This window comes from Sphingobium sp. PAMC28499, from assembly GCF_004795815.1.
Classification (GTDB): domain Bacteria; phylum Pseudomonadota; class Alphaproteobacteria; order Sphingomonadales; family Sphingomonadaceae; genus Sphingobium; species Sphingobium yanoikuyae.
Map to the genome: position 1 here is coordinate 4,731,856 of NZ_CP039248.1, position 16,908 is coordinate 4,748,763.

A 16,908-nucleotide genomic window follows, 5' to 3' on the forward strand; every position below is an offset into this window, starting at 1 on the left:
GGCGCGCCATGCTGTTGGAAATCTATCTAGCGGATGTTCCGCCGCTGCGAAGAGGTATTGGGCTTTCGCCCTGGAAACACAGGGTTTCCCTGATCAGGCGCAGGCATCCTGTGGCTGGCGTTCGCGATCGGCACGCGACACCGGTGCGCCACGGTCATCGGCATCGCGCTCGAACAGCACGACGGCAGGTTCCCTGAAAAGGGCCTGCGCCAGCCGTTCGCGCAGGCGCGTCAACGGTCCGTCCTGATCCTGATAGGCCATATGTGCGTCCTCTCTGCCGACTCGGGCGGCTTATCTACCGATGGTATAGAGAATCGTCCCCCAAGCAATGCTGGCCGTCGCGGTAGAAAAGCTATCCATCCCGGCCGCTTCGGAAAATCATACGCAAATACTATGCAGCCGCCCCGGCCCGCGTCTCGCATTCAAACGGAAGAGGGGCCTAATCGGGCGCTCGCTAACGACCCGGTCCGCCTCCCGCGGCGGGCGTGATGCGGGAGTTACCCCCATGCAGGATCTCTTGTGGATCGGCATCATCCTGGCGCTCACGGCGGCTAGCCTCGGCTATGTCCGGCTGTGCGGCGACGCCTGAAGGAGGGATGCCATGACCATCGACCTCTGGCTCGCGGCGATCACCGCCGCCGGGCTTCTCGTCTATCTCGTCGCCGTGCTCGCACGGCCTGAACGCTTTTAAGGGGGGCCGCACATGACCTTCCAGGGATGGCTGCTGATCGCGGCCTTTGTCGGCATCTTGCTGGCGCTCACCAAGCCGATGGGCCTGTGGCTGTTCGCCCTTTATGAGGGCCGCCGCACCCCGCTTCATGCCGTGTTCGGTCCGATCGAACGGGGCTTCTACACATTGTCGGGGATCGATCCCGACGCCGAGCAGAGCTGGCGCCGCTACGCGGCCCATATGCTGATCTTCAACGTCGCGCTGCTGCTCTTCACCTATGCGGTGCTGCGCCTGCAGGGCCTGCTGCCGCTCAACCCGCTGGGCTATGGCGCCGTGGCAGCCGATGGCGCGTTCAACACCGCGATCAGCTTCACCACCAATACCAACTGGCAATGGTATTCGGGCGAGGCCGTGATGTCGAACCTCAGCCAGATGCTGGGACTCACCATCCAGAACTTCCTGTCGGCCGCCACCGGCATTGCCCTCGCCTTCGCCCTGTTCCGCGGCTTTGCCCGGCGCAGCGCATCGACGATCGGCAATTTCTGGGCCGACGTCACCCGCGTGACCATCTATCTGCTGCTGCCGATCTGCATCGTCTATGCCCTGTTCCTGATCGCGAGCGGCGTGCCGCAGACGCTGGCCGGGTCGGTCGACGTAACCACGCTGGAAGGCGTCAAGCAGACCCTGGCGCTTGGCCCCGTCGCCAGCCAGGAAGCGATCAAGATGCTGGGCACCAATGGTGGCGGCTTCTTCAACGCCAACAGCGCCCATCCCTTCGAGAATCCGACCGCGCTCACCAATCTGGTGCAGATGCTGTCGATCTTCGTGATCGGCTTTGGCCTGACCTGGACCTTCGGCAAGGCCGTCGGCAATCCGCGCCAGGGCTGGGCGATCCTCGCCGCCATGCTGGTGATCTTCCTTGCCGGCGTCACCGTCACCTATTGGCAGGAAGCGGCCGGCAATCCGGTGCTCCACAATCTGGGCGTCGCCGGTGGCAATATGGAAGGCAAGGAAGTCCGCTTCGGCATGGCTGCCTCTTCCCTCTTCGCAGTCGTCACCACGGCGGCAAGCTGCGGCGCGGTCAACGCCATGCATGACAGCTTCACCGCACTGGGCGGCATGATCCCGCTGTTCAACATCCAGCTGGGCGAAGTCGTCATCGGCGGCGTCGGCGCAGGCATCTACGGCTTCCTGCTGTTCGCCATCCTGGCCGTGTTCGTCGCGGGCCTGATGGTCGGCCGCACGCCGGAATATGTCGGCAAGAAGATCGAGAGCCGCGAAGTCAAGCTGGCCGTGCTCGCCATCGCCGTGCTGCCTTTGATCATCCTGGGCTTCACCGCCATCGCCAGCGTCACCGACGCAGGGCTGGCCGGTCCGCTCAACAAGGGACCGCATGGCTTCAGCGAGATCCTCTACGCCTTCACCAGCGCCGTCGGCAACAATGGCTCGGCCTTTGCCGGCCTGTCGGCCAACAGCCCCTTCTATAACGGGATGCTGGGCGTCGCGATGTGGATCGGCCGCTTCTTCATCATCATTCCCATGCTGGCCATCGCAGGCAGCCTGGCCGCGAAGAAATATACGCCCGAAACCGCCGGCAGCTTCCCCACCACCGGGGCGCTGTGGACCGGTCTGCTGGTCGGCATCGTGCTGATCGTGGGCGGCCTGACCTTCCTGCCCAGCCTCGCCCTTGGCCCCATCGCCGATCATCTCGCGATGATCCGTGGCCAGCTTTTCTAAGGATCCATGCACATGGCTCGGTCCGAACAAAAATCGCTCTTCACGGCGGACCTGATCGTTCCGGCGATCGGCGACGCCTTCCGCAAACTCAATCCCAAGGAACTGATCCGCAACCCGGTGATGTTCACCACCGCGATCGTCGCGGTCCTGCTGACCGTCCTGCTCCTTGTCGGACAGGACAGCCTGGCCGTCGGCTTCAAGCTGCAGCTGGTGATCTGGCTCTGGCTCACGGTCCTCTTCGGCACCTTTGCCGAGGCGCTGGCAGAAGGCCGTGGCAAGGCGCAGGCCGCCTCGCTGCGCGCTACCAAGGCGGACCTGACCGCCAAGCGGCTGAAGGGCCATGGCGAAAGCTATGAAAATGTCGCCGCCAGCGCGCTGAAGCTGGGCGACGTGGTGCTGGTCCAGACCGGTGACCTGATCCCGTCCGACGGCGAGGTCGTCTCCGGCGTCGCCTCCGTCAACGAAGCGGCCATCACCGGCGAATCCGCGCCGGTGATCCGCGAGGCGGGCGGCGACCGTTCGGCCGTGACGGCGGGCACCCGCGTCATTTCCGACGAGATCCGCGTCCGCGTCACCGTCAATCCCGGCCAGGGCTTTCTCGATCGCATGATCGCGCTGGTCGAGGGTGCGGAGCGGCAGAAGACGCCGAACGAGATCGCCCTCACCCTGTTGCTGGTGGGCCTGACCATCATCTTCCTGATCGCGGTCGGCACCATTCCCAGCTTCGCCAGCTATGCCGGCGGCGCCATTCCGGTGGCGATCCTGGCGGCGCTGCTGATTACCCTGATCCCGACCACCATCGCTGCCCTTCTGTCGGCGATCGGCATTGCCGGCATGGACCGTCTGGTGCGCTTCAATGTGCTCGCCAAGTCGGGCCGTGCGGTCGAGGCGGCGGGCGACATCGACGTGCTGCTGCTGGACAAGACCGGCACCATCACCGTGGGTGATCGTCAGGCGACCGAATTCCGTCCGGTCGGCGGCGCCACCCCGGCCCAGCTCGCACAAGCCGCGCTGCTCGCCAGCCTGGCGGACGAGACGCCCGAGGGCCGTTCGATCGTGCTGCTGGCCCGCGAAGGCTTCAACCAGTCGGTAGACGCCCTGCCCGCCAATGCGGAGATCATTCCCTTCACCGCCCAGACCCGGATTTCCGGCGTCACCATCGATGGATCGACGATCCAGAAGGGGGCGGTGGATTCGGTGCTGAAGGCCAATCCGGGCCTGGGCTCCACTCCGGTCGCCAACGAACTGCGCCGCATCACCGACGAGATCGCCCGTGCCGGCGGCACCCCGCTGGCGGTGGCCAAGGACGGCAAGCTGCTGGGCGCGATCTTCCTGAAGGATATCGTCAAGGCGGGCATCCGGGAACGGTTCGGCGAACTGCGCCAGATGGGCATCCGCACGGTGATGATCACCGGCGACAACCCGCTGACCGCCGCCAGCATCGCGGCCGAGGCCGGGGTCGACGACTTCCTGGCGCAGGCAACGCCGGAAGACAAGCTGGCCCTGATCCGCAAGGAACAGCAAGGCGGTCGCCTGGTCGCGATGTGCGGCGACGGCACCAACGACGCCCCTGCCCTGGCGCAGGCCGATGTCGGCGTCGCCATGAACACCGGGACCCAGGCTGCCCGCGAAGCCGGCAACATGGTCGACCTGGACAGCGATCCGACCAAGCTGATCGAGGTGGTGGGTCTGGGCAAGCAGCTGCTGATGACGCGCGGCGCGCTCACGACCTTCTCGGTCGCCAATGACGTGGCCAAATATTTCGCGATCATCCCGGCCATGTTCGTGGCGCTCTATCCGGGCCTTGGCATCCTCAACGTCATGGGGCTGGCCACGCCGGAAAGCGCAATCCTGTCGGCGATCATCTTCAACGCGCTGATCATTCCCTGTCTGGTGCCGCTGGCGCTCAAGGGCGTGACCTATCGCCCGATCGGCGCCGGTCCGCTGCTGGCCCGCAACCTCGCCATCTATGGCCTGGGTGGCCTGATCGCGCCGTTCGTGGGCATCAAGCTGATCGACCTTGCCGTCAACGGCCTCGGCCTCGCCTGAGGAAGGACAAATCCATGTTTACCGATTTCAAATCCGCCCTGCGTCCGGCCCTGACCATGACGCTGCTCTTCGCCCTGCTGCTGGGCATTGCCTATCCGCTGGCGCTGACCGGCATCGGCCAGGCGGTGTTCCCGTCCCAGGCCAATGGCAGCCTGGTCGAGGATCAGGGCAAGGTCGTCGGTTCGACCATCATTGGCCAGGCCTTCACCTCGGACATCTATTTCCACAGCCGTCCGTCGGCGGCGGGCAAGGGCTATGACGGCCTTGCCTCCTCCGGCTCCAACTATGGTCCGACCAGCCAGGCGCTGGCCGACCGCGTCAAGACCGACGTCGAGACCCTTCAAGCTGCTACACCTGGTCGTTTTGTTCCGTCCGATCTGGTGACCACCTCTGCCTCGGGGCTCGACCCCCATATCAGCCCCGAGGCAGCTTTTTATCAGGTCGATCGCGTCGCCGCCGCGCGCGGGATCGACGCGGCGCGCGTCCGCAGCCTGGTAGAACAGAGCGTCGAGCAGCCCCTGCTGGGCTTCATCGGCGAACCCCGCGTCAATCTGTTCGATCTCAATCGACGGCTGGATGCAATTGACGCTAAACGGACCAAGTGAACGAACAGCATCGCCCTGATCCAGAAGCCTTCCTGCGCGCCGCTGCGCAGGAAGGCCGTGGCCGCCTGAAGGTCTTTCTCGGCGCCGCGCCGGGGGTGGGCAAGACATGGGAGATGCTGACCGAAGGACGGCAGCGGCGCGAGGCAGGCGTCGATGTCGTCGTCGGCGTGGTGGAGACCCATGGCCGGCGCGAGACCGAAGCGCTGGTCCATGGTCATGAGATCATCCCCCGCCGCACCGTCGACCATCAGGGCCACAGCCTGGGCGAGATGGACATCGATGCGATCCTGGCGCGCCACCCCCAACTGGCGCTGGTCGACGAGCTGGCGCACAGCAATGCGCCGGGCAGTCGCCACCCCAAACGCTATCAGGATGTCGAGGAATTGCTGGCCGCCGGCATCGATGTCTATTCGACGATCAACATCCAGCATGTCGAAAGCCTCAACGACGTCGTCGCCTCCTTCACCCGCGTCCGCGTGCGGGAAACGGTGCCCGATTCGATCCTGGAACATGCCGAGATCGAAGTGGTGGACATTCCGCCCGACGAGCTGATCGAGCGGCTGAAGGACGGCAAGGTCTATATCCCGCAGGAAGCCAGCCGCGCCCTCAACCATTTCTTTTCCAAGTCGAACCTGACCGCCCTGCGCGAACTGGCGCTGCGCCGCGCCGCCCAGGCGGTCGATGCCCAGATGCTCGACTATGTCCGCGCCCATGCGCTGGCGGGCAGCTTCGCCGCCGGCGAGCGAGTGATCGTGGCGGTGAGCGAGCAGCCGAGCGCCGCCGGTCTGGTCCGCTCCGCCAAGCGGCTGGCCGATGCGCTGCGCGCGCCCTGGACCGCCATCCATATCGAAACCCCGCGTGGGCCTCAGCTGTCGGACGAGGACCGCCAGCGTCTGGCCGATACGCTTGCCCTCGCCTCCCGCCTGGGCGCCGAAACGGCTTCCATCCCCGCCCCCAGCGTCGCCGATGGGCTGCGCAGCTTCGCCGCCGACGCGCGCGCCACCCAGATCGTGATCGGCAAATCGGCGCGCAGCTGGTGGTTCGAATTGCGCCATGGGTCGGTGGTCGACCGGCTGGTGCGCGACATCGGCCCGGTCGCCGTCCATGTCATGCCCGGCGAGGAAAGCGCGCCGCGCCCGCGCGCCGCCGGCGGCGGCCATTGGGGCGACCCGATCGGCTATGTCTGGTCGATGCTGGCAGTGATCGGCATGACCCTGCTCGGCCGGCTGATGCTGGAGGTGATCGACCTCGGCAATATCGCCCTTCTCTATCTGGTGCCGGTGATGTTCGCCGCGGCCAGTCATGGCCTGCGCACCGGTCTTGCCACCGGCCTCGCCTCCAGCCTTGCCTATAATTTCTTCTTCCTGCCGCCCACGGGCACGCTGACCGTCAGCAATCCGGAAAATGTCATCTCCATCCTCGTCTTCCTGGGCGTGGCGGTGGTGACCAGCCAGTTTGCCGCGCGGATGCACGCCCAGTCGGTCCTTGCCCAGTCCAGCGCCCGGCAGAACGCGACGCTGGCCGGCTTCTCGCGTCAACTCACCGCCTCGCCCAGCCTGGAGGAAATCCGCCACGCCATCTGTGCCGAGATCGCCCGGCTGTTCGACGTGCGCACCGTGCTGATGATCCCGTCGGATGAAGGGCCGCAATTGCGCGCTGCCTATCCGCCCGAGGACCGGCTGGACGAGATCGAGCGCGCCGCCGCGCGCTGGGCAATGGAGCATGGCGAGCCGGCCGGGCGCGGCTCCTCCACCCTGACCGCTTCGGACTGGCTGTTCCTGCCAGTGACGGCCAAGGACGCGGTGCTGGCCGTGATCGGTCTGGCCCGCGAGGATGCCGGCGAACCGGTCCGATCCGATCAGTTCCCGCTGCTGATGAGCCTGATCGATCAGGCGGCGATCGCGCTCGACCGCATGGCGCTGGAGGAGGCGATGCTGGAAGCCGGTCAGATTCGCGAGCGCGACCGGCTGCGGTCTGCCCTGCTCTCCTCGGTCAGCCATGATCTGCGCACGCCGCTCACCACCATCATCTCCGCCACGCGTGAGATGCGCACTCACCCCTCGCCCGAACTGATCGATACGCTGGATGGCGAGGCCCAGCGCCTGTCCCGCTTCGTCGCCAATCTGCTCGACATGGCGCGGGTGGAGGCCGGCGCATTGCCGATGCGGGCGGAGGCGACCGACCTGTTCGACGCCGTCGCCAGCGCCGCCCATGACAGCCGCAGCGCGCTGGCCGATCGCCAGCTCGACGTGCAGATCCCGCCCGACATCCCGCTGGTCCGGGTCGATCCGGTGCTGCTGCACCATATCCTCATCAACCTGCTCGACAATGCCGGCCGCTATGGCGATCCCGGCACCCCCGTGACCGTGCGCAGCCTGCGCGAGCCCGACGCCATCTCCCTGTCGGTGATCGACCAGGGGCCGGGCATCCCGGCCGGCATGGAAGCGCGGGTGTTCGACACCTTCACCCGGCTGGAAGGATCGGATCGGTCGAAGACCGGCACAGGCCTGGGCCTCGCCATCGTCAAGGCCTTTGCCGAGGCGATGGGCCTTACCGTATCGGCGCGCACAGTGTCGGAACCTGCCGGCGCCTGTTTCACCCTGCACATTCCCCAATCCCTCATCCTCACCGACATCATGGAAAAGGACATCGCATGAAGCCGCGCCACAGCCTGCTGATCGTCGACGACGAACAGCAGATCCGCCGGCTGATCCAGGCCGCCCTCGCCCGCGCCGACTATGCCACGATCGAAGCGCAGACCGCGCGCGAGGCGCTGGACAAGCTGCGCAGCGAGCGGCCCGACATCACCCTGCTGGACCTGGGCCTGCCCGATCGCGACGGGCTGGAACTGGTGCCGATCATCAAGAAGGAAAGCGACACGACCCTCATCATCGTATCGGCGCGCGACGCCACCGATGAGAAGGTCGCCGCGCTGGACCTGGGCGCCGACGATTATCTGACCAAGCCGTTCGACACCGACGAACTGCTTGCCCGCGTGCGGGTGGCGCTGCGCAATCGGATGACGCGCGATGGCGGATCGACCAAGGTGACAGCCGGCGACCTGACGATCGACCTGGTCGCCCATATCGTCACGAAAGGCGGGGTCGAGGTGCATCTGACGCCCAAGGAATATGGCGTGCTGGAGCAGCTGGCGCGCTTTCCCGGCCGGGTCATCACCCACAAGCAGATCATGGACCATGTCTGGCCCAACGAACATGCCCATCATGTCGAATATCTGCGCGTGCTGGTGCGCGGCCTGCGCCAGAAGCTGGAGGCTGACCCGCAACGCCCCCAGATCATCAGCAATGAACTGGGGATCGGCTACCGCCTGAAACAGGGCGCAGACTGACTTCTCTCCGAACGTCATCCCGGACTTGATCCGGGATCCATTCAGAGCTTCCTCACAGCCGTAGCGCCGAATGGATCCTGACTTTCGTCAGGATGACGGCAACGAGGAAAGCCTTAGATCTCGATCTGCGACCCCAGCTCGACGACGCGGTTGGTCGGCAGGTTGAAGAAGGCCATCGGGCTTTCGGCATTGCGGATCATCCAGGCGAACAGCTTTTCGCGCCACATCGCCATGCCCGGCCGTTCCGACGGGATCAGCGTCTGGCGGCTGAGGAAATAGCTGGTGTCCTTGACGCTGATCGGCCCGCCACAGTCGTGGACCGACTTCATCGCCGCTGGAATATCCACATCCTCCATGAAGCCGTGACGCAGGATAAGCCGGTAAAAGCCCGATCCATGATCCTCCACCGTCGTGCGCCCCTGCAGCGGCAAATGCGGCACGCCCTGGGTGCGCACGGTCAGGATGATGACCCGTTCGTGCAGCACCTTGTTATGCTTCACATTGTGCAGCAGCGCTGGCGGCACGCCGTCGGTGGTGGAGGAGAGGAAGATCGCCGTCCCCGGCACGCGCTTGAGCGAGGCCAGCGTCGATCGCACGAACAGGTCCAGCTCCATCGCCCCTTCGCGCAGATAATGGCGCATGATCCGCCGCCCGGTCGCCCAGGTGGTCAGCACGGTGAAGACCACCGCCGCGACCAGCAGCGGGAACCAGCCGCCATCGGGGATCTTGGTCACGTTCGACGCGAAATAGGCGCCGTCGATGATCAGGAACAGGCCGGTGACGCCCGCCGCCGCCGGCAGTGGCCAGCGCCATACGCTGAAGGTCAGCACGCCCAGCATGCAGGCGGTGATGACCATCGTGCCGGTCACTGCGATGCCATAGGCGGCCGCCAGGTTGCTGCTGTTGCCAAAGCCCAGCACCAGCAGGATGACGAAGATCAGCAGCAGCCAGTTGATGAGCGGCACATAGATTTGCCCCGCCGCCGAAGCGCTGGTGTGCAGGATGCGCAGGCGCGGCAGGAAGCCCAGCTGCACCGCCTGCTGCGTAACCGAGAATGCGCCCGAGATCACCGCCTGGCTGGCGATGATCGTCGCCATGGTGGCCAGGATCACCAGCGGCAGACGCGCCCAGTCAGGCGCCATCAGGAAGAAGGGATTTTGCGCCGCCGCCGGATTGTCGAGCAGCAACGCCCCCTGCCCCAGATAGTTGAGCATCAGGCAGGGGAAGGCGGCATAGAGCCAGGCGATACTGATCGCCTTGCGCCCGAAATGGCCCATATCGGCATAGAGCGCCTCCGCCCCCGTCACCGCCAGCACGACCGAGCCAAGCGCCAGAAACGCGAGCTTCGGGTCAATCGCGAAGAAGCGGACCGCCCAGAGCGGATTGACGATGCCGATGATTTCGGGGTGCTGCACGACATTGGCGATGCCGAGGGTGGCGAGCGTGATGAAATAGATCGCCATGATCGGGCCGAAGGCCATGCCGACCATGGCCGTGCCAAAGCGCTGGATCAGGAACAGCGCGATCAGGATGACGATCGCGATCGGCAGCACCAGATCGGCCAGGCTCGCCTGCACGATGGTCAGGCCCTCGACCGCCGAGAGCACGGAAATGGCCGGCGTGATGATCGCGTCGCCATAGAAGAGCGCGGTCGCAATCACGCCCAGCATCGCGATCGCCGGGGTCCAGCGGGTCTCCCCCAAGCGCCGGCCGATCAGCGCCAGCAGCGCCATGCTGCCGCCTTCACCATCATTGTCGGCGCGCATGACGATGAACACATATTTGACGGTGACGACCAGCGTCATCGTCCAGAAGATCAGCGATAGGACGCCATAGATATGCAGCGGATCGACCGCCAGCGGGTGATGGCCGACGAAGCTTTCCTTGAGCGCATAGAGCGGCGAGGTGCCGATGTCGCCGAACACCACGCCCAGCGCACCGAGCGCAAGCGCAGCCGGTCGGCCATGCGGCGTGCGATCCTGGCCTGCGGCCGGATCCCCCTGTTCAGTCATCTATGCGTGCCCTTCGTCTTTCTATCGGGCCGCCATGCCATGAAAGGCCATTTGAAAACCATAGGGGTCTGCCCTCCCCGGCATATGTTTCGCATATGATTCCGGCCCAGGCGGCCTGCATCAGCTTCAAATGCTATGAAATCCCTACGCAATCTGCCGGTTCCCTGTCTCGCATCCCTATGCCCGTCCGCTTAATTGCGATGCCGCCGCAACGGAGGCGGCATGCGATGCATAATTGGCGTCCCCGCTGGACCTTGAAGATCGGCCTGCGCCTGCTCGGCCTCGCCTTGCTGGCCACGCTCTGGCCCGAAGGGCGCGCCCTGGCCGCGCTCGCTCATGGCCATCCAGCGATCACCATCGGCCAATTGTCGCTCGCCGCGCTGGCCTTTCTATGTGCCAGCGGCGGGATGGCGCTGCTGTTGATGGGCCCCGACCTGTGGAAGCCGGTGCGCCTGGCCGATCGCTGGACCGCGCGATAAGGTTCATGACCAAGATTTCATGATGGGATCATCCGGCGGGAAGCCGGGCCGGCCTATTGCCGCGTCATCGTCGCAGAGGAGTAGCGACGCGCGGACCACAGGCCATGACCAGACCCATTTTCTTCGATCCCACCGGCCGGCGCGGCATCTGGGCGCGGCGCGCCCTCGCCGCCCTGCTGTGCGCCATCATCGCCGCCACCATCGCCTTTGCGACGACGCTGATCGCCGTCCCGTCTGAAGGCGACCTGGCGCTGCCTTTACCCCAGCCACGCGCCGCGCATCTGACCGGCATGTCGCGGCTGCGCCATGACCTGTCCAAATGGCTGCCGCGCTGGCCCGGCCATGTCGCACAGGCCCGTCCGCTCAATGTCGGCTTCTATGTCCCCGATGACGAAAGCAGCATCGCCTCGCTGCGTCGTCATGTCGGCCAGCTCGACTGGGTCGTGCCCGCGCTGGTGACCGTGCCCGGCAGCGATCCCGCGCCCCGTTTCCATGCCGACCCGCGCCTCGACCAGATGATCGCCAGCATGGGCCGACCGCCCAAGCTGCTGCCGATGGTCCAGAATCTGGATGCCCATGGCTGGAACGGCGCCGGCACCGCCCGCCTGCTCGCCAATCCGGGCGCCAGCCGCCAGCTCGCCCAGCGGCTCGCCGCCTCGGTCGCGGCGCATCATGATGCCGGGCTGGTGATGGACTTTGAATCGCTGCCATCCGGCGCGCTGCCCGCCTATCTCCATTTCCTGCGCCAGTTGCGCAGCGCCCTGCCCGCCCGCGCCAAGCTGGCGGTCACCGCCCCCGCCGGCGAGGAGTGGCCGCTCGCGCGCCTTGGCCAAGTCGCCGACCATGTCATCTTCATGGCTTATGACCAGCATTGGCAGGGCGGCACCCCCGGCCCGATCGCCGCGCAGGACTGGTTCGCCCGCGCGGTCGAGGATGCCAGCCGCCGCATCGGCCGCGATCGCATCATCGTCGCGCTCGGCAGCTATGCCTATGACTGGCATGATGGCGGCGCCGACGCCCTGTCGCTCGACGAGGCCTGGCTCGCCGCCCATGACAGCGACGCCCCGGTCAGCTTCGATCCCGCCAGCGGCAATGCCGGCTTCGCCTATGATGATGACGGCCATCGCCATCAGGTCTGGATGCTCGACGCCGCCGCCAGCTGGAACGAGTTGCAGGCGCTGCGCCGCCTCGGCATCCAGGGCGTGGCGCTGTGGCGGCTGGGCAGCGAGGATCCGGGCATCTGGTCCGATCTCACCGCCTTCCGCAACGGCAGCCGGCCCGACCTGCGTCAGGTCGCGAGCAAGCTCGACACCGATGTCGAGGGATCGGGCGAGATATTGCGCATCACCGCCACGCCGACCGACGGCAGCCGCTCGATCGCCTTCGGCCCGCAGGGGACGATCCTGCGCGAAACCTATCATGTCCTGCCCACCCCCTATCAGGTGCGGCGGACCGGCGGCGCCCAACCCAAGATGCTGGCGCTGACCTTCGACGACGGCCCGGACGCGACCTGGACGCCCAAGATCCTGTCGGTGCTGGAACAGCATCATGTGCCCGGCACCTTCTTCGTCATCGGCGAAAATGCGCTGGAGCATCCCGGCCTGTTGCAGCGGATCGTCGCCGACGGCGACGAGATCGGCAACCACAGCTACAGCCATCCCAACCTCGCCACCTGGTCGGACGAGAGCACGCGCCTCGAACTCAACGCCACCCAGCGGCTGGTCCAGGCCTATACCGGACGCAGCATGAAGCTGTTCCGCGCGCCCTATTTCGGCGACGCCGAACCGACCACGGCGGATGAACTGGGGCCGGCACTGGCGGCGCAGAAGGCGGGCTATACGGTCGTCGGCCTGCACGTCGATCCCAATGACTGGCAGCGGCCGGGCACCGATATGATCGTCCGCCAGGTGATCGATCAGGTCCATGCCGCCGATGCCGAGCGGTCCGGGAATATCATCCTGCTGCATGATGGCGGTGGCGAACGGTCACAGACGGTCGCGGCCCTGCCGCAGATCATCACCACCCTGCAGAAGGAAGGCTATCGCTTCGTGCCGGTGTCGCGCCTTGCCGGCCTGTCGCGTGACGCGGCGATGCCGCCAGTCCGTGCCGGCGACCTGACCGCCGTGCGCGTCGATGTCGGCATGTTCATCACCTTGGCCGTTATCTCTGCGCTGCTCGGCTGGATCTTCTATGTCGCCATCTCGCTCGGCATTGCCCGTGCGCTGCTGATGAACTTCCTCGCCTGGTTCCAGACCCGGCGTGACCGCGCGGCCCCGCCCGTCTATCAGCCAATCGTCTCGGTCATCATTCCCGCCTATAATGAGGCGCGGGTTATCGAGGCGTCGGTGCGGCGCGTGCTGGCCAGCGACTATCCCGCACTGCAGTTGATCGTCGCCGATGACGGATCGAAGGACGATACCAGCGCCATCGTCGCCCGCGCCTTTGCCGACGATCCGCGCGTCACCCTGCTCACGCTGCAGAATGGCGGCAAGGCGGCGGCGCTCAACCGCGCCCTCAAGGATGCCACCGGCGAGATATTGATCGCGCTCGACGCCGACACCCAGTTCGAGCCGCTCACGATCGCGCGGCTGGCGCGCTGGTTCGCCGATCCGGCGATCGGCGCGGTGGCCGGTGACGCCCGTGTCGGCAACCGGGTCAATCTGGTCACCCGCTGGCAGGCGCTGGAATATATCACCGCGCAAAATCTGGACCGGCGCGCGCTCGCCGGCTTCGACGCCATGACGGTGGTGCCCGGCGCCGTCGGTGCCTGGCGCCGGGCGGCGCTGGATGCGGTCGGCGGCTATCCCGAAGATACGCTGGCCGAGGATCAGGATCTGACCATCGCGATCCAGCGCGCCGGCTGGCGCGTCACCTTCGATCCCGAGGCGGTCGCCTGGACCGAGGCGCCTGAAAGCTTCAGGGCATTGTCGAAGCAGCGCTATCGCTGGGCCTTCGGCACGCTGCAATGCCTGTGGAAACATGCCGCCATCCTGCGCAGCCGCAAGCCGACCGGCCTCGCGCTGGTCGGTATGCCGCAGGCCTGGCTGTTCCAGATCGTCTTTGCCGCCATCTCGCCGCTGATCGATCTGGCGCTGCTGCTGTCGATCGCCGGGACGATCCTGCGCGTGCAGCAGCATGGCTGGGCCCAGACCAGCGGCGACGTCGCGACCATGGCGCTCTACTGGCTGGTGTTCACCGGCATCGATATTGCCTGCGGCTGGATGGCCTATCGGCTCGACGGCAACAAGGTGCGCTACCCCGCCCATCTGCTGGTTGCCCAGCGCTTCGTCTATCGTCAGATCATGTATTGGGTGGTGGTGCGCGCGATCGCATCGGCCATTGGCGGCTGGGTCGTGGGATGGGGCAAGCTGGAGCGGTCGGGTCGCGTCTCGGTCACGCCGGCTGCGGCGGCTCCCGGCATGAACAAAGTGTAACATGACACGCAACCCCGCCTCGCCCATTCTACCCGCAAAGACAGCTCAGGACATGGCCAGGAACATGGAGGCCCCGCGCATAGACAAGACCGCAACCAGCCGCCTGCTGATCGGGCTGGCGCTGTGTGCGGCGTTGATGAGCGGCGCCTTCTTCCTGCATGTCCGCCGCGATGCGGAGGATCATGGCAGCGTGTCGGGCGCCAGCGCCCAATTGCTGCCCGGATTGACGCTGGAAAATGCAGAGCCGGCCGGCACGGGCCTGGTCGTCACCAGCATGGAATCGAGCGGCCCGGCAGCCCGCGCCGGCATCGCCGTGGGCGACGACCTCATCCGTATCGACGGCACGCCGATCGCCTCGCTGGACCAGGCCAATGCCTATCTCAGCCAGCATGACAACGCCCATCTCATATTGGGCTTGCGGCATCAGGATGCCGTCCGCATGGTGGCGCTCGACCGTTCGCCAGATTAGGGGGCCGCGCGCATGAGCCACAAGATTCTGGTGGTGGAGGATGATGCCGCCACCGCAGCCTATATCGTCAAGGGCATGACCGAGGCGGGCTTCACCGTCGATCAGGCCGATAATGGCCGCGACGGCCTGTTCCTGGCCAGCGACGGCAGCTATGGCGCGATCATCCTCGACCGGATGATGCCGGCGATGGATGGCATGGCGATGCTGAAGGCGCTGCGTGCCGCCAGCATCGAGACGCCGGTCATCTTCCTGTCCGCGCTCGGCACGCCCGAGGATCGCGTCGAAGGGCTGACCAGCGGCTCCGACGATTATCTGACCAAGCCCTTCGCCTTTGCCGAACTGCTGGCACGGGTACAGTTGCTGCTGCGCAAGGCCGGCGGCAGCGCCGCGGTTGTCACCAGCCTGCGCTATGACGATCTCGACATGGACCTGCTTGCCCGCCGGGTGAAACGGGCGGGCAAGGCGATCGACCTGCAACCGCGCGAATTTCGCCTGCTCGAATATTTCCTGCGCCATCCCGACCAGGTCGTCACCCGCACCATGTTGCTGGAGGGCGTGTGGGATTATCATTTCGACCCCGGAACAAATGTGATCGACGTCCATATCAGCCGCCTGCGCCGCAAGCTGGACGACGGGTCCGACCGGCCGATGCTGCACACGGTGCGGGGCATGGGCTATCGCCTGGGCCTCGATGGCTGAGGCTGGGGCGCGGGCCGGGGCTGCGGCCGGCTGGCGCGGCTTTGCCCGGTCGACCATCGGCCGTTTCGTCGGGCTCGCCTTTCTCTGCCAGTTCCTGGTGACCGGCGGCGTGCTGCTGTTCGTGCAGCAGGCAAGCCAGCGTACCGTCGTCGCCGCCGACCGCGATGCCGTCCATGATCTGCGCGACGAATTGCTGCGGGTGACGCGGGAACGCGGCGCGTCCGGGTTACGGCAGGATATCGAACGGCGCCTGCCAACGGTGCGCAGCGAACGGATCGTGCTGCTGCTGACCGATCCGCAGGGCCGCATCATTGCCGGCAATCTGGGTGCCTGGCCGACGACGATCCCCGACGATACGCCCTGGCGCACGATCGAACTCTATCGCATCGGCGGCGAACAGCCCGAACCGATCGGCGTCAGCACCACCCGCCTGCCCGATGGCGGGCGGCTGCTCGCCGGCATCGTCACGTCCCACAGCCTGCAACTGACCCGCATCTATGAGGAGGCGCTGACCATCGCCTTCCTGATGAGCCTGCTGCTCACCCTCATCATCGCGATCCTGCTCGGTCGGGTGCTGACGCGGCAGATTTCGGCGATCGCCGACACCGCCAATGCGGTCGCGGTCGGCGCCTTCCATCGCCGGGTCGCCACCGACGGCAGCGGCGACGCCTTCGATCGGCTGGGCCTGTCGATCAACGCCATGCTGGAGCGGATCGACGCGCTGGTCAGCCAGTTGCGGATGATGACCGACGGACTGGCCCATGACCTCAAATCCCCCGTCACCCGCCTGCTCTCGGTGGTCGAGCAGGCCAGCGCCCAGACCCGCGACGACCAGGCGCTCGACGCGCTGGAAAAGGTGCATCGCGAGGCGCAAACCTTGCAGGGGATGCTCTCCACGGCCCTGCTGATCAGCCGCACCGAGGCGGGTTTCGGCAGCGACCGGATGCGCGACACGGTGATCGCCGAACTGCTGGAGGATCTGGCCGAGGTTTATGGCCCGCTGATCGAGGATAGCGGCTTCACCCTGCATGTCGCGGCGCCGGCCGGCCTGGCCTTCCCACTACACCGCGAACTGGTGAGCCAGGCGATCGCCAATCTGATCGAAAATGCGCTCAAATATGCCGAGGGCGGCGACCGGATCGCGCTCGATGCGGCGATGGAGGGCGACGCGCTGACCATCGGCGTCAGCGACAATGGACCGGGCATTCCCGCCGACCAGCATGAGACGGCGATGAAGCGCTTCGGTCGGCTCGATCCGTCGCGCAGCAAGCCGGGATCGGGGCTTGGCCTGTCGCTGGTCGAGGCGGTGGCACGACTCCATCATGGCGCGTTGCTGCTGGACGATGCCGGTCCCGGCCTGCGCGCGACATTGCGCCTGCGCCGCCACGCCTGAGCCGCACCCGAT

Annotated in this window: 13 protein-coding genes; 11 read left to right on the forward strand and 2 right to left on the reverse strand. The window is 66.3% G+C overall.

The window, feature by feature from the left end; translation table 11 throughout:
• Positions 1–93: 93 nt before the first annotated feature.
• The gene (locus E5554_RS23150) at positions 94–261 is read right to left on the reverse strand and encodes a hypothetical protein (RefSeq protein ID WP_168708749.1); all 168 of its coding nucleotides are present in this window, start codon (positions 259–261) and stop codon (positions 94–96) included.
• Between the two features lie 340 nt (positions 262–601).
• On the opposite strand from E5554_RS23150, the gene kdpF reads away from it, so the two are divergent.
• The 6 genes from kdpF to E5554_RS22270 are packed head-to-tail and all read left to right on the forward strand — an operon-like array spanning position 602 to position 8,410.
• Positions 602–691 carry a K(+)-transporting ATPase subunit F gene (gene kdpF / locus E5554_RS22245; RefSeq protein WP_004208480.1) on the forward strand — a complete coding sequence of 30 codons (90 nt, stop codon included), beginning with the start codon at positions 602–604 and terminating at the stop codon, positions 689–691.
• A 12-nt stretch (positions 692–703) separates the two neighbouring features.
• Positions 704–2,407 carry a potassium-transporting ATPase subunit KdpA gene (kdpA, locus tag E5554_RS22250; RefSeq protein ID WP_136188120.1) on the forward strand — a complete coding sequence of 568 codons (1,704 nt, stop codon included), beginning with the start codon at positions 704–706 and terminating at the stop codon, positions 2,405–2,407.
• A gap of 12 nt (positions 2,408–2,419) precedes the next feature.
• Positions 2,420–4,456 (forward strand): potassium-transporting ATPase subunit KdpB, encoded by a 2,037-nt coding sequence (gene kdpB / locus E5554_RS22255; RefSeq protein ID WP_136188121.1) that lies wholly within the window; start codon positions 2,420–2,422, stop codon positions 4,454–4,456.
• 14 nt (positions 4,457–4,470) lie between these two features.
• Complete coding sequence (kdpC, locus tag E5554_RS22260) at positions 4,471–5,061, forward strand: potassium-transporting ATPase subunit KdpC (RefSeq protein ID WP_136188122.1); 591 nt, start codon at positions 4,471–4,473, stop codon at positions 5,059–5,061.
• Positions 5,058–7,718 (forward strand): sensor histidine kinase KdpD, encoded by a 2,661-nt coding sequence (locus E5554_RS22265; protein ID WP_136188123.1) that lies wholly within the window; start codon positions 5,058–5,060, stop codon positions 7,716–7,718. Before kdpC ends, E5554_RS22265 begins: the two co-directional genes overlap by 4 nt.
• A complete protein-coding gene (locus E5554_RS22270; protein WP_136188124.1) occupies positions 7,715–8,410 on the forward strand; it encodes a response regulator transcription factor in 696 nt (231 codons plus the stop codon). The genes E5554_RS22265 and E5554_RS22270 overlap by 4 nt, the downstream gene beginning before the upstream one ends.
• Positions 8,411–8,523: 113 nt before the next feature.
• On the opposite strand, the gene E5554_RS22275 is transcribed toward E5554_RS22270, so the two are convergent.
• Positions 8,524–10,422, reverse strand: a complete 1,899-nt coding sequence (locus E5554_RS22275) for a potassium transporter Kup (protein ID WP_136188125.1) — start codon at positions 10,420–10,422, stop codon at positions 8,524–8,526.
• A gap of 227 nt (positions 10,423–10,649) precedes the next feature.
• Here E5554_RS22275 and E5554_RS22280 point away from each other — a divergent pair, with 227 nt between their 5' ends.
• The 5 genes from E5554_RS22280 to E5554_RS22300 all read left to right on the forward strand — a co-directional run bounded on the left by E5554_RS22280 (position 10,650) and on the right by E5554_RS22300 (position 16,896).
• Complete coding sequence (locus E5554_RS22280) at positions 10,650–10,901, forward strand: hypothetical protein (protein WP_125997405.1); 252 nt, start codon at positions 10,650–10,652, stop codon at positions 10,899–10,901.
• A 104-nt stretch (positions 10,902–11,005) separates the two neighbouring features.
• Positions 11,006–14,335 (forward strand): glycosyltransferase, encoded by a 3,330-nt coding sequence (locus E5554_RS22285; RefSeq protein ID WP_136188126.1) that lies wholly within the window; start codon positions 11,006–11,008, stop codon positions 14,333–14,335.
• Positions 14,336–14,387: 52 nt separating this feature from the next.
• On the forward strand, positions 14,388–14,804 hold the full coding sequence (locus E5554_RS22290; protein WP_247594334.1) for a PDZ domain-containing protein: 417 nt from the start codon (positions 14,388–14,390) through the stop codon (positions 14,802–14,804).
• Positions 14,805–14,816: 12 nt separating this feature from the next.
• Positions 14,817–15,503: a response regulator transcription factor gene (locus tag E5554_RS22295; RefSeq protein ID WP_136188128.1), complete on the forward strand. Its 687-nt coding sequence runs from the start codon at positions 14,817–14,819 to the stop codon at positions 15,501–15,503.
• Entirely contained in the window at positions 15,496–16,896 is a 1,401-nt protein-coding gene (locus tag E5554_RS22300; RefSeq protein WP_136188129.1) for a HAMP domain-containing sensor histidine kinase, read from the forward strand. Before E5554_RS22295 ends, E5554_RS22300 begins: the two co-directional genes overlap by 8 nt.
• Positions 16,897–16,908 lie beyond the last annotated feature (12 nt).

What these genes read in the sequence shown, in the direction of transcription:
- E5554_RS23150 (WP_168708749.1), bottom strand. Translation starts at nt 261, where the DNA reads ATGGCCTATCAGGATCAGGACGGACCGTTGACGCGCCTGCGCGAACGG.
- kdpF (WP_004208480.1), top strand. Translation starts at nt 602, where the DNA reads ATGACCATCGACCTCTGGCTCGCGGCGATCACCGCCGCCGGGCTTCTC.
- kdpA (WP_136188120.1), top strand. Translation starts at nt 704, where the DNA reads ATGACCTTCCAGGGATGGCTGCTGATCGCGGCCTTTGTCGGCATCTTG.
- kdpB (WP_136188121.1), top strand. Translation starts at nt 2,420, where the DNA reads ATGGCTCGGTCCGAACAAAAATCGCTCTTCACGGCGGACCTGATCGTT.
- kdpC (WP_136188122.1), top strand. Translation starts at nt 4,471, where the DNA reads ATGTTTACCGATTTCAAATCCGCCCTGCGTCCGGCCCTGACCATGACG.
- E5554_RS22270 (WP_136188124.1), top strand. Translation starts at nt 7,715, where the DNA reads ATGAAGCCGCGCCACAGCCTGCTGATCGTCGACGACGAACAGCAGATC.
- E5554_RS22275 (WP_136188125.1), bottom strand. Translation starts at nt 10,422, where the DNA reads ATGACTGAACAGGGGGATCCGGCCGCAGGCCAGGATCGCACGCCGCAT.
- E5554_RS22280 (WP_125997405.1), top strand. Translation starts at nt 10,650, where the DNA reads ATGCATAATTGGCGTCCCCGCTGGACCTTGAAGATCGGCCTGCGCCTG.
- E5554_RS22285 (WP_136188126.1), top strand. Translation starts at nt 11,006, where the DNA reads ATGACCAGACCCATTTTCTTCGATCCCACCGGCCGGCGCGGCATCTGG.
- E5554_RS22290 (WP_247594334.1), top strand. Translation starts at nt 14,388, where the DNA reads ATGGCCAGGAACATGGAGGCCCCGCGCATAGACAAGACCGCAACCAGC.
- E5554_RS22295 (WP_136188128.1), top strand. Translation starts at nt 14,817, where the DNA reads ATGAGCCACAAGATTCTGGTGGTGGAGGATGATGCCGCCACCGCAGCC.
- E5554_RS22300 (WP_136188129.1), top strand. Translation starts at nt 15,496, where the DNA reads ATGGCTGAGGCTGGGGCGCGGGCCGGGGCTGCGGCCGGCTGGCGCGGC.